This window comes from Anoxybacillus sp. UARK-01 (assembly GCF_002075365.1).
In the GTDB taxonomy this organism is placed as follows: Bacteria; Bacillota; Bacilli; order Bacillales; family Anoxybacillaceae; genus Anoxybacteroides; species Anoxybacteroides rupiense.
In genome coordinates, this window is the sequence record NZ_NASY01000013.1 from 21090 (window position 1) to 34553 (window position 13464).

Annotated in this window: 10 protein-coding genes; 5 read left to right on the forward strand and 5 right to left on the reverse strand. The window is 43.1% G+C overall.

The window, feature by feature from the left end:
- The first annotated feature begins 79 nt into the window (after positions 1–79).
- Entirely contained in the window at positions 80–778 is a 699-nt protein-coding gene (locus B6A27_RS01385; RefSeq protein ID WP_044743879.1) for a TerC family protein, read from the forward strand.
- A gap of 363 nt (positions 779–1141) precedes the next feature.
- Here the strand turns inward: B6A27_RS01385 and B6A27_RS01390 are convergent, their stop codons facing one another.
- The 4 genes from B6A27_RS01390 to B6A27_RS01405 all read right to left on the reverse strand — a co-directional run bounded on the left by B6A27_RS01390 (position 1142) and on the right by B6A27_RS01405 (position 5003).
- Entirely contained in the window at positions 1142–1864 is a 723-nt protein-coding gene (locus B6A27_RS01390) for a LutC/YkgG family protein (RefSeq protein ID WP_080859740.1), read from the reverse strand.
- Positions 1861–3291 (reverse strand): LutB/LldF family L-lactate oxidation iron-sulfur protein, encoded by a 1431-nt coding sequence (locus tag B6A27_RS01395; protein ID WP_080859742.1) that lies wholly within the window; start codon positions 3289–3291, stop codon positions 1861–1863. The genes B6A27_RS01390 and B6A27_RS01395 overlap by 4 nt, the downstream gene beginning before the upstream one ends.
- A 14-nt stretch (positions 3292–3305) precedes the next feature.
- The gene (locus B6A27_RS01400) at positions 3306–4025 is read right to left on the reverse strand and encodes a (Fe-S)-binding protein (protein WP_080859744.1); all 720 of its coding nucleotides are present in this window, start codon (positions 4023–4025) and stop codon (positions 3306–3308) included.
- 252 nt (positions 4026–4277) lie between these two features.
- Complete coding sequence (locus B6A27_RS01405) at positions 4278–5003, reverse strand: FadR/GntR family transcriptional regulator (protein WP_080859747.1); 726 nt, start codon at positions 5001–5003, stop codon at positions 4278–4280.
- Positions 5004–5228: 225 nt separating this feature from the next.
- Between B6A27_RS01405 and B6A27_RS01410 the strand changes: the two genes are divergently transcribed.
- The 3 genes from B6A27_RS01410 (at position 5229) to B6A27_RS01420 (ending at position 10003) form a co-directional block, all read left to right on the forward strand.
- On the forward strand, positions 5229–6902 hold the full coding sequence (locus B6A27_RS01410; protein ID WP_080859749.1) for an L-lactate permease: 1674 nt from the start codon (positions 5229–5231) through the stop codon (positions 6900–6902).
- Between the two features lie 330 nt (positions 6903–7232).
- Positions 7233–8645, forward strand: a complete 1413-nt coding sequence (gene glcD / locus B6A27_RS01415) for a glycolate oxidase subunit GlcD (protein ID WP_080859751.1) — start codon at positions 7233–7235, stop codon at positions 8643–8645.
- Positions 8642–10003: a (Fe-S)-binding protein gene (locus B6A27_RS01420; protein WP_080859753.1), complete on the forward strand. Its 1362-nt coding sequence runs from the start codon at positions 8642–8644 to the stop codon at positions 10001–10003. Before glcD ends, B6A27_RS01420 begins: the two co-directional genes overlap by 4 nt.
- A gap of 134 nt (positions 10004–10137) precedes the next feature.
- On the opposite strand, the gene B6A27_RS01425 is transcribed toward B6A27_RS01420, so the two are convergent.
- Positions 10138–10587 carry a C40 family peptidase gene (locus tag B6A27_RS01425; protein ID WP_044743871.1) on the reverse strand — a complete coding sequence of 150 codons (450 nt, stop codon included), beginning with the start codon at positions 10585–10587 and terminating at the stop codon, positions 10138–10140.
- A 400-nt stretch (positions 10588–10987) separates the two neighbouring features.
- Between B6A27_RS01425 and B6A27_RS01430 the strand changes: the two genes are divergently transcribed.
- A complete protein-coding gene (locus B6A27_RS01430) occupies positions 10988–13447 on the forward strand; it encodes a putative bifunctional diguanylate cyclase/phosphodiesterase (protein WP_080859755.1) in 2460 nt (819 codons plus the stop codon).
- Positions 13448–13464: the final 17 nt, after the last annotated feature.

A 13464-nucleotide genomic window follows, 5' to 3' on the forward strand; every position in this document is an offset into this window, starting at 1 on the left:
ACAGAAAGGTTGCCCAGATAGATGGTTTCGTATAAGATGAGAGGGAAGGTATATTAGTTTTTTTAAAGGAGAACTTTATATGGATGCCATATGGTCTTATGATGCGTGGATAGCACTAATCAAAATTATTGCTATTGATATTATTTTGTCTGGCGATAATGCGATTGTGATCGCAATGGCGACAAGGAAGCTTCCGAAAGAGCAGCAAAATAAGGCAATTTTTTGGGGAACAGGCGGAGCGGTTATTTTGCGGATCTTGTTTGCCGCCATCATTGTCTTTTTGCTGAAAATCCCATTCGTACATTTAGCTGGCGGACTTTTATTGCTTTGGATTGCTTATAAAGTGTTGGTTGAGCATGAAGAGACAGCGAATATTCAATCATCTGATCGTCTTTTAAAAGCCATTTGGACGATTATCGTAGCAGATGCAGTAATGAGCTTAGATAATGTGGTCGCTGTGGCGGGGGCATCGGAAGGGCACGTTGGTATGATTGCATTTGGCGTAGCTATCAGCATTCCGATTATGATTTTTGGCTCGAAGGCGATCGTGGCCATTATGGAAAAACATGTGTGGATTACGTATATTGGGTCCGGCATTTTAGCTTGGACAGGAGGAAAAATGATGATGGAGGATGAGGGGTTTACAAGTTTCCTCCATTTGCCAAAAGGTCCGCTTTCTTATGCGATTGCTGCGGGTTTGACGATTTTTGTACTGGCCCTCGCTTATTTGACAAATAAAAAGGCGGAGGCGCAAAGAGAAAAAGGCAGAATGATATAAAAGGATTGTTAGCGTATCCGTCGGGGTCTCCTATCTCTCAACGGAGTATAAATCAAAGAGGTTCATTGGATTATAGATGAAAATGAATTTTTTCACATTTGGGGATTTATATGATGTTGTTTCTTAGCAATCGATTCATAGGCCTGAAAGCGGCGCTGCTTGTACCTTTGCTACATGAATAGATGATCCAAGGCTGTGGATTTGTTCTGATCTATTGTTAAATCTTCAGGCTGCAACATGATTCTTGCTTAAAAGAAAAATGACCGAACAGCTTGCTTAACGGACGAAAGCTTAGTCTTTAGTGAAGCTGTTCGGTTCTTTATTTTTGTTGGTTTGGCTCTGTACTAGAGTTCCATTCGAGCCTTAGCCGTCTGCTACGACCACATAAGCAGCTTTCACAGGGCCGTGGACCCCCACTACTAAGTTCATCTCAATGTCGGCTGAATTGCTTGGACCGGTAATGAAATTGATACATGATGCGACTTCTTTTCCCGCTTTGACTTGCTGATGGATATAAAAAGCGGCTTGCGTCATTCGGGGAACGATGGTGCTTTTCGGAATGATGCAAATATAGTTTTGCGGTAAGAAGCTGACAGTGCGTCCTTTTCCGCGATCGCTGAATAAGACGACGGTCCCCGATTCTGCCAATGTGATATCGCTAAAAGTGATCCCAATATTCGCCTGCTCAGCCTCTGTGATATTGACCGCTCCAAGAGACGGATCCCATATATGAACGTGAATGCCGCTGTTTCGCCAATGATGGTACAAAAGATGGGATAATCCATATTCCGCAAAACGCGGATCATTCCATGTCACGACAGGACCGCCCCCATAACGGGATACGACTTTTTGCAAGGTAAGAGGAAGCTGTTCTTTGTTTGTCTCAAATACATCGGTATGGATGGCTGCACACTGCGTCTTCAATACTTCTAGCAAATCGTCCTCACTATACCCTTGAAATACAGTCCATTGCGGTTGATGCCGCCACTGAGGAGCCTGCACGTTTGTCGCGTACGCTTTTCGTCCAAGCCGCTCGGCAACTTGATTTAAAAACGCTTCTCGGCGATGGATACGTCCTCTTTTCATGGCTGATCCCCTGCTTTCTTTCGATGATGAAACCAATCGCGAAACCTTTCTTTTTCGGGCGCTGGGAATTCGCGAATCGCTGTCCACGCTTTTAACGGTCCGGGCCCTTTTGAAATGCGTTCATTGGTTGTAAATGGATTCAAGACACTTGGTGCCATTTTCGAGCCCAGTTTGTAAAATGTCGTTGATGCTGCACCTAAGCCAAATGCTTTCATGGCTAATTTTTCTGAAATAGGGGCTCTTCCTTCTTGTTCCACGATGACTTGCCGATGCTTATGCAGCAGTTCGTGAAGCGGTATTTTGACAGGACATGCTTCCGTACAGGCTGCACATAATGTTGAAGCGTACGGCAGTTCTTTATAATCATCATAGCCTCCAAGCAGCGGGGAAAGGACGGCACCGATCGGCCCGGAATAAATGGATCCATATGAATGACCGCCAATATGACGGTACACCGGGCAAACATTGACACAGGCCGCGCAGCGAATGCATTGCAGCACGGGTTGAAATTCTGTCCCTAAAATATTGGATCGGCCATTATCGACAATGACAAGGTGAAATTCTTCGGGGCCGTCTACCTCTTCAAGATGGCGAGGGCCGGTTAGTACCGTAATATAGCTTGTTAATTTTTGCCCGACAGCGCTGCGTGTGAGTAAGCTTACAAGCACTTCCATTTCTGCGAAAGTCGGCACAATTCGTTCCATGCCCATAACGGTAATCTGCGTTTTAGGAAGGGCTGTTACTAAATCGGCATTTCCTTCATTTGTAACAAGCGTGATCGAACCGGACTCGGCAATGGCGAAATTGCAGCCGGTAATGCCGATATCGGCGCTTAAATACTCCCGGCGCAGTGTTTGGCGGGCATGAAGGGCCAGTTCTTCTGGCTTTTCGGTTTTGTCATAGGCCAGCTTCTGGCGAAAAACATCGCGAATTTGTTCTTTATTTTTATGCAAGGCGGGTGCGACAATGTGGGAAGGGGGATCATGGTCATCCATTTGCAAAATGTATTCTCCGAGATCCGTTTCAATGACTTCGCAGCCCGCTTTTTCCAGCACAGCATTCAGCTGGATCTCTTCTGTAACCATCGATTTGGATTTGACAATTTTTTTGGCTTGCTTTTCCATGGCGACGTCAAGAATGTATTGTGAAGCTTCTTCGGCAGTTTGGGCGAAAAAAACGTGTCCTCCGCGCTTGGCAACGTTTTCACTTAATTGAAACAAGTAAAAATCAAGATTGGCTAGTGTATGTTGGCGAATTTCTTCCCCGAGCGCCCGCCATTCTTCCCAATTGCCGAGCTCCGCAGCGGCCTTTAGCCGTCTGGCATGCAATCGTTCTTGGGCTCCAGCGACAGCGCCGCGCATAAATGAATTATCAATTCCTGATTTTACGCGTGCATGAAATGGCTCTTCTCCGATTTTCATCGACATATTTTTTCCCTCCCTCATTCATGGCGATTAAGCACTTCTGCAATATGCATCACTTGAATTGGTTTCTGCGCTCGTTCGATGCGCCCCTTTATATTCATTAAACAGCCGCAGTCCGCAGCGATTAAATAATCCGCTTCTGTTTCTTCAATATGCTGGATTTTTTCATCCACCATTTGCTCAGAGATGTCCCCCATTTTGACGGAAAACGTACCGCCAAAGCCACAACAGGTATGGGCATTCGGAAGCGGAACCATTTCCAAGCCTTCCACATGTTTTAATAGCTTAAAAGGGGCTTCTTTCACACCAAGCAACCGCGTCATATGGCATGACGTATGATAGGTTGCTTTTCCTTGAAGCTTAGCCCCGACATTTTCTACTTTTAACACCTCCACAAGAAATTGAGTCAATTCGTATGTTTTGGCTGCGAGAGCTTTTGCCTTTGCTTCCCATTCCCTGTCTCCGCGGAAAATTTGCGGATATTCTTTAAACATGGTGGCACATGAGCCAGAGGGAGCAACAATATATTCTGCATGCTCGAATGTACGAATCATATGCTTCATCGCTTCTTTTGCTTCTTTGACGTATCCGCTATTGTAGGCGGGCTGTCCACAGCAGGTTTGGGCGTCCGGGAACTCGACTTCGCATCCTAATCGTTCCAGTAGCTCGACGGTTGATTTGCCGACATTGGTATGAAATAAATCTACTAAACAAGTAATAAACAGCGTGACTTTCATCGTGCGCTTCCCTCCTTGGTATTAAATGATGGAGTTTCTCGGTATGGAAGTGTATCTTGAATTGAAAGAAAACATAATCGTGGGCATGGGATCATCGATGTTTACGGGAAAATCAATGATTTCAACCGGCTAGCCACCGAAAAAAGCTCCCTTTTGTTTTGCTGCACATATGGAAGCGAGATAAACAGGTCATCAGATGACTATATGAATAATTATATAACAATTTTGAAAAAAATAAAGCGCCATCTTTCTTTAGTTGGCGCTTTGAGGAGAAATATATTTTTTTAGTACTTGCTCTACGTTTGATAGATGCTCTAGCATGCGAGCTTGTGCAGCATTGACATCTTGGCGCTGAATCGCTTCAAAAATATTCATATGCTCTTCAAGCAGCTGTTCGCTTGTTGCTTGTTTAGAAAAAAGCCAAATTCGTCTTGTTTCTCGCATGGTTTCTATCATCATTTCTGATATATTGTTCATCAGACTAACCAAAATGGGATTTTGTGATGCTGCTGCAATAGCAATATGGAAGAGGAAATCAGCTTTTTCCCCAATTTCTTCATTGCCGATTCCTTGCCGCATTTGTTCGAGTGCCTCCTCCATCGCTTTCAAGTCCCTTTCTGTTCGCTTCCGGGCAGCTACGCCGGCAGCCCCCACCTCTAATAGTTTGCGGACCTCCAATAAATAGGCGATATCTTCCTTTTTCATAAGAGCGGCAATGGAAATAGGAAAAGAAAGCATCGTCGGGTCAAATTCACGGATGTAGGTTCCTTCTCCTTGCTTTAGTTCAATTAAGCCCATGGCTTTTAAAGCGGTCAGTGCTTCGCGAATCGCTGCACGCCCCACTTGAAAATTCTCTTCTAGCTGCTGAACAGAATCGAGCTTGTCTCCGGGCTTCAACACCCCGTTTTTAATCATATCAAAAATGGTTTCCGCTACTTCTTCGTAAATTTTTTTCGGTTTAATTTGTTTATATTCCAAAAATAGTCACCTCATACTGAGAAGTGTAACAGCTTGTCACATAATTTATATTATACAAAAATTTTCGCGAAGAATCAGCGAAAGAAATTTCACAAAATTTCATAATTTCATATTGAGTTTTTTCTAAAGAGAGCATATAATTTTTGTCAGTATAAACACATGGTCATCAGATGACCTAATTATCATCTTTTTCAGGGGAGATATTAAATTGGGAGGGGATTTGCTATGCAGTGGAAGCAAGATTTTACACCGATTGCTGATAATTTAGCCTTATCGGCCGTTGTGGCTCTTGTGCCGATTCTTTATTTTTTTTGGGCGCTGGCGATTAAAAGAATGAAAGGATATGTAGCAGGCGTTACGACTTTGATCGTTTCATTGGTCATAGCTGTAATCGCTTACAGGGTGCCTGTGTCAATTGCTGCCATGTCCGCCACACAGGGGGCTGTTTACGGTCTTTTGCCCATCGGATGGATTATTATCACTTCGGTATTTTTGTATAAATTAACAGTAAAAACAGGAAAGTTCGATATTATTCGCAATTCGGTATTGTCTATTACAGAAGATAGACGGTTGCAAGCGCTGCTTATCGCATTTTCATTTGGAGCCTTTTTAGAAGGGGCGGCCGGATTTGGAGCGCCGGTGGCGATTTCTGCTGCTTTGCTCGTAGGACTTGGATTTCATCCATTATATGCGGCCGGCATTTGTTTAATTGCTAATACAGCCCCTGTCGCTTTTGGGGCCATCGGTATTCCTATTACTGCGTTAGAAGGGCCGACAGGCATTCCGGCAATGGAAATTTCAAAAATGGTGGGTCGGCAACTTCCGTTTTTATCCTTCTTTATTCCGTTTTACCTCGTACTCATTATGGCTGGATGGAGAAAAACGATCGAAGTGCTGCCGCCGATTTTGATATCAGGAATTTCGTTTGCCGTTACTCAATATGTTAGCTCAAACTTCTTGGGGCCGGAATTGCCAGATATTTTATCAGCGTTAGTGTCGCTTGTTGCTTTGACGGTTTTTTTGAGATTTTGGAAACCGAAAACCATTTATCGTTTTGATTCGGAGTTGGAAGCGGCAGCGACCATTCAGACACAACAGCGCTATACAAGCGGTGAAGTATTCAAAGCATGGTCCCCGTTTTTAGTATTAACCTTGTTTATTTCGATCTGGGGAGTTCCACAGATGAAGGCAGCGCTCACAGGGCATTATGAAGGAACAAATGTGATGTTGAAAGCGCTTAATACAATAGGGCATTATTTGACATGGATGCCGGAGGTTCCCGGATTAAGCAATAAAATTATTGATGCCAATGGTCAGCCGATTGCAGCTGTCTATAAATTAGAACTGCTAGGAGCAGCAGGAACAGCCATCTTCTTAGCGGCTATTGTGACCAAGTTTATTGTCCGCATTTCTTGGAAGCAATGGGCCGAGACTTTTGCCGAGACGTTGCAAGAATTAAAGTTTCCGATTATTACGATCACAGCCGTAGTTGGTTTCGCCTATGTGACCAATGCGTCTGGAATGAGTACGACATTGGGAATGGCGATGGCTAAAACAGGTTCACTGTTCTCCTTCTTCTCTCCGTTTCTCGGATGGTTAGGGGTGTTTATCACAGGCTCAGATACATCATCTAATTTACTTTTTGGAAATTTACAGAAGATTACCGCTGCTTCGATCGGAATGGATCCTGTTCTTGCACTGGCCGCTAACTCATCAGGAGGTGTGACAGGGAAAATGATTTCACCGCAGTCGATTGCGGTTGCCTGTGCTGCGGTAGGTTTAGCCGGCAAAGAATCCGATTTATTCCGCTTTACAGTCAAGCATAGCATCTTTTTCATTATTTTAATTGGCATTATGACATTTTTACAGTCCACTATTTTGTCATGGATGATTCCATAGTGCTTGCTGAAAAAAGGAAGCCAGCACAGGTGGAGACCACCTTCTCTGTGAAAAGGCTCCTTTTTTCTTAAGTTATATAGAACGGGGCTTCCCTTTCATTTTTCTATATTTAGCGGTGCGAATTCTATCAATTCCATTGACTTGCCTTCGATTGTCTAAAGGCTCGTTGCCTTAGTTTATCTATAAGTCATAAACAAGCATTGAAGTCGACTAAAAAATGATGAAAGCCATGGCTTCTTCTTATAGATAAGAAGGCGATGCCAAAATCGGCATCATGCGCTCTATCTTCAAGTTGCCTGTATATCACGTTTTTAGAGAGGGTGAGAATCATTGATTTCTGAAGCAGCTAAACAATTATTTATTCAAATCGTTGGCCGGGAAAACTATGACGATTCAAAAGCGGGGAGACTTGTTTATTCCTATGATGCTACTCCGCAATTTCAAGCGATTCCTGAGGCGGTGATGGCGCCACGAAATACGAAGGAAGTTTCCGAGATTGTGAAAGTTTGCGCCGAGCATCGCATTCCGATTGTTCCACGCGGTTCCGGTACGAATCTGTGTGCCGGAACATGCCCGATAGAAGGTGGAATTGTCCTGCTTTTTAAGCATATGAATCGCATTCTTGAAATTGATGAAGACAATTTAACAGCAACGGTTCAACCGGGGGTGATTACGCTCGATTTGATTAAATCAGTAGAAGAAAAAGGGTTGTTTTATCCACCTGATCCAAGCTCGATGAAGATTTCAACGATTGGAGGAAATATTAATGAAAATTCCGGTGGTCTGCGCGGGCTGAAATATGGAGTCACTCGTGATTATGTCCTTGGGCTTGAGGCGGTGTTGGCCAATGGAGACGTTATTCGCACAGGAGGAAAATTGGCCAAAGATGTGGCTGGTTATGATTTAACAAGATTATTGGTTGGATCGGAAGGAACGCTTGGAATTATCACAGAGGCTACGCTGAAGCTTGTGCCGATGCCGGAGGCAAAGAAAACGATGCTAGCTCTTTATCAAGATTTAGAGGCGGCTGCCCGATCTGTGTCCAAAATTATTGCAAGCAAAATCATCCCTGCGACATTGGAATTTTTAGATCAGCCAACGCTTAGAGTTGTAGAAGATTATGCACAAATTGGCTTGCCGACAGATGTAAAGGCCGTTCTTCTTATCGAGCAAGACGGTGCACGTGAAGTGGTGGAAAGAGAGATGCGGCAAATAGAAAGAATTTGTAAAGAGGAACAGGCGGTGTCTGTACAATTGGCCCGTTCTGAACAAGAAGCCGATGCTTTGCGCACAGCGCGGCGTTCGGCATTATCCGCCCTTGCTCGCCTACGGCCGACAACGATTTTGGAGGATGCCACTGTACCGCGTTCAGAGATAGCAAAAATGGTAACAGCCATCAATGAAATTGCCGAGAAATATCGCGTCATGATTTGTACATTTGGGCATGCCGGCGATGGCAATTTGCATCCAACATGTCCGACGGATGCACGTGATGATGAAGAGATGGAGCGAGTGGAAGCAGCGTTTGCCGAAATTTTTGCCAAGGCGATTGAGCTTGGGGGTACGATTACCGGGGAACATGGAGTGGGAGCCATGAAGGCGCCATATTTAGAATGGAAGCTTGGCAAGGAAGGGGTAGAGGTGATGCAAGCGATCAAGCGTGCGCTTGATCCCTACAATATTATGAATCCAGGAAAAGTGTTTGCGAAAAGTACGAGGAAACGTGTGGTGGTAACAAAATGACTTCGTCAAAGGAGCAAAAAGCGATCCAAGATCAGTTTCGTGAACGGATGAACGAAGATGAGCTTATGAACTGTATGCGTTGCGGTTTTTGCTTGCCGTCATGTCCCACGTATATAGAATCGGGATCACAGGAGCTGCATTCGCCAAGAGGACGCATTGCCATCATGAAGGCGGTAGTCGATGGTTTGATTGAACCGGATGAGGACGTTGAACGTACACTGAATATGTGTTTGGGATGCCGAGCTTGTGAGCCGGTTTGTCCTTCAGGTGTCCGTTATGGACATTTATTGGAAGAAGCGCGCGATATTATTCAGCAAAATAAAAAACATTCATGGCCTGTTCGCGTGCTGCGTAAGCTGGTGTTTAAAGAATTGTTTCCTTATCCTAATCGTGTGCGCGTAGCAACAGCCTCCCTTGGATTTTATCAGCGCTCAGGACTGCAAACGTTTTTACAGAGAACGAGATTGTCTCATGTTTTGCCTGCCCATTTAAGGGAAATGGAAAAGGTTTTGCCAAGTGCTCCAACGCTAAAAAAAATGAAAAAGCGGCCAAAGCATTTGCCGGCACAAGGAGAGGCGAAACGAAGAGTCGCTTTTTTCTCCGGTTGCTTAATGGATACGCTGTTTATCGAAACGAATGATGCAACGATGAAGCTATTGCAGCTAGCTGGATGTGAAATTGTCATTCCATCTTTGCAAACATGCTGCGGCGCTTTGCATGGACACAGCGGAGAAAAAGAGCAGGCTAAATGGTTAGCCAAGCGAAACATTGAGGCGTTTGAGCAATGTCAGGCAGATGCCGTTATTACAAATGCAGGCGGTTGTGGAGCGTTTTTAATGGAGTATGATCATTTGTTGAAAGATGATCCTGATTGGGCTGACCGCGCTAAAGCTTTTGTGGAGAAAATTCGTGACATTTCGGCTATTTTAATAGAATTAGGGTTTCAGCATAAAGGACTGAAGCTGCCGCCGCAAATTGTTACTTATCAGGATTCGTGCCATTTGCGAAATGTCATGAGAACATCATCTGCGCCGCGGCAACTGCTTCAATCGATTGCTGGTGTAGAATTTCGCGAAATGAGAGAGTCTGATCGCTGCTGCGGTTCTGCAGGGATCTACAATATTGTTGAACCGGAAATGGCCATGCAAATTTTAGATCATAAAATGGTGCATGTCGAACAAACGGGAGCGACTACCATTGTGACGGCTAATCCTGGCTGTTTGCTGCAAATGAAACTAGGAATTGAGAGGAAAGGGCTGGGAGAAAAAGTTCGTGCTGTGCATATTGTGGAAGTATTATTTGAAGCGGTTAAGGAAAGCGGCTTGTTTGAAGAAAGTAAAGACGGGCAAGCAGGATAAAAATTTTAGGGGATCTACGTATAAGTGACTTGCTAGCTGGACATAATAGGGGTGTAGAGTTTTCCAAGTATTCCCCCGATCCCCTGTGAATATATAAAAGTCCCTTCATTTTTATGGAGGGACTTTTTTTTGAATTATGCTACTCTTTTAGCGCCGATAAATTTTGGTTTCCAGTAAGAGTTATTTAAACGATCGATTTTTACACCGCTTGATGTAGCATGAATGATGGAGTTGTTGCCAATGTAAATCGCAACGTGGGAAGCCCCTTTTTTATATGTGCTGAAAAATACGAGATCACCAGGCTTTAATTTTGATGTATGTACGCTTGTTCCTTTTTGGTACATAGATGCTGCGGATCGCGGTAATGTTTTACCGACCTTTTTATATGTATAGTAGACAAAGCCGGAACAATCAAATCCTTTTGGAGTTGTACCGCCGAATTTGTAAGGAGTGCCGATCATTTTTTTTGCTTCTGTGACGACTTTTTGTGTATTTACAGCCGCTTCCGCTTTGAAAGCGTTACCAAAAAGAGAACTAAATACAATCATGAATGATAGTAGAGTGACTGTAAACGTTCTATTCATTTTCCTTAAACCTCCGACAACGAGTTTCCGTTTCTTTCTCACAGGTTTCAGTATAGCAAAAATATTGTCGAAATGTTGTTACATTTAAATTAAATAATATTACAGACAAATTACAAAATTTGATGATGAAGATTTAAGACCTGGTACTATATATAAAGCTTTATGTGCCTACATTTTTAGCGTTTGCGCTTTGTTTATGCGAGGAACAGAAAGCGTTCGGCTTCATGTCTTCACATTCGCCAATCAATTGGCTGCTTTTGTTTACCGATAGAGCGTATTTAAAGGATATACATATATAACTAGAGAATGTCAGAAAATGTCGAAAAAATAGGAAGGATGAAGGGAGAAACCTCTATATTTTCCATTTATAATAATAAATAAAAGTGCATGGTGAGCGTTTATGCTATCAAAAATGAGTGAATATATGTTATTTACTGTTGGCATTTTAATCGTGATTTTATTCGGACAGCAACAAATGAATCGATTGATTCATAGAAAGCTCAAGGTGTCTATTTTTTATATAGCGCAACGATCGACAATGCTTTTTTATGTTTTTGTTTTTTTACTGCTAGCCACTGGCATTTGGTATGTGAACGGGCTTGAACATCAGGAACGCCAAAAATATGAACGAAATTTGTCGCGTTTGGTGGCAAGTTTCGCCGCTGAACTCTCGCAAATGAATCACCAGCAGGTAACAGACACAACCAATGCAAATGATAAAACCTACCTCGGTCTTTTGCGTACGTTGAATCGCTGGCAGCATGATCATCCCAATATACGCCAAATTTATACATTAAAACAACGAGCAGATGGTCAGAATTATGTCATGCTTTCCGTCAAAGCAGATGATGGAAAGCATGATGGACAACAGGTTCAGGATTTGCCGAGCGGGGCGGCCTATCAGGCGCATATGCCAGAGCTGGCGCAAGCATTTCAAGGAAAGATCAGCATTAAAAATGAGGGGGATTTGCCAAAAAACTTTGTTATATTTTGTCCAATCCTGACCCAGCAAGGCAAGGTGGATGCCGTTTTAATCATTCGCTATGATGGGGCACACTATATGAAGAAAATGCACCATCAATTACACAAAGGAATGGGAAGGATCTTTTTACTATTTTTTATTTCTTATATTTTTTATTTATTGCTGCTCTATGTCCGCTTAGACAAACTATCTTTTAAAAAACATAGCGAAGAAGTGCAAAGGATTCAGCATCGTCTTAAACGCCTTTCTGAACTATCTATGGAAGGAATGATTATTTATTCGGGGCAAACGATTTTGGAAGTGAATCATGCTGCATGCCGGTTATTCGGTTATACAGAGAACGAGCTGATGCGGACACCGATGGAAGCGCTTGTCGCTTCCCCTTCATTGCCAGATTGGACGCAATCTTTGGTTGAAGATACGACATATGAAGTGCATTTGCGTAAAAAAGACGGCACGATTTTCCCTGCAGAGGTTTTGAAGCGCAAATATGATGATTATTCCCGATCCCGAATGGTCGATGTAGTAGCCGTCCGAGATATTACAGAACGAAAAAAACATGAAGATCGAATGAACTATATTGCGTTTTATGACGATTTAACAGGTTTGCCTAATAAAGAAATGCTCTATCAGATGTTAAGCGAAAAGCTAACGGATGCACGAAATCTCAAAAGAAAAACAGCGGTTATGTTTATGGAAGTGAAGGGAATAAAAGCGGTAAACGATTTGTATGGCTATACGGTTGGGGATCAAGTGCTTCTAGCATCCGTGGCGAAGATAAAAAATCTAGTCGGCGAAACCGACATTTTTGGCAGATGGGGCGGGAACGAATTCATCGTCATTTTGCCGCAAGTGGACAGAGACGAACAAGTAAGCGAATTGTGCCAGCGTTTAATCGAAGCAATGGAAGAGCCGTTGATCGTGAACGAGCAGGAATTTCGCCTGACATTAAAAATCGGCATTAGTTGTTATCCAAAGGATGGAGATAATGGTCACACATTAATCCGCAGAGCTGATATAGCTAGACATGAATTGTCAAAACAGGCCATTGGCCAATTTCGTTTTTTTGAGAAACAAATGAATCGAACCATTTATGAAAAAATCCATATGGAAAGAGAATTGCGCAAGGCGCTGGAAGCGGAGGAATTTGAGCTTCACTATCAGCCGCAAATTCAACTGCAAACAGGAAAAGTGATCGGAATCGAAGCGCTTATCAGATGGAAGCATAGGGAAAAAGGAATGATCTCGCCAAACGCATTTATTCCGATTGCTGAAGAGACGGGTTTAATCATTTCGATTAACGAATGGGTTATGGAAACAGCATGCCGGCAAACAAAGCTGTTGCTTCATCAATACCCTTCCTTATCCGTTTCCATTAATTTGTCGCCTTGTGAGTTTGAAAGCAGAAAGCTTATTTATAAGCTTGCGAAAATACTTGAAAAAACTGATTTTCCGCCACATTGCCTAGATATCGAGATTACTGAACGCATGACGATGGATACGGAAAAAGCCATTCCGATTTTAAAAGAGCTGAAAAATGTAGGTGTCAATGTCAGTATTGATGACTTTGGGACAGGGTACAGCTCGTTAAGCTATTTGAAAAAATTGCCGATTGATCGCTTGAAAATTGACCGTTCATTTGTGCAAAATGTCCAAAAAGAAGAAGAAGCTATTTTGCCAGCGATTATTACTTTAGGTCATAATATAGGTGTAAAGGTGCTTGCGGAAGGGGTAGAGACAGAGCTGGAGGCTGTCTATTTAAAAGAAAAGCAATGCGACGAAGTGCAAGGCTATTATTATACAAGGCCGCTTCCGTACGGCGAATTAGTGCAATTTCTTGATCAGCATAAACAGCAAGCAAGTGCCGTCATAAGCTAAAGGTGGATGTGAGATCA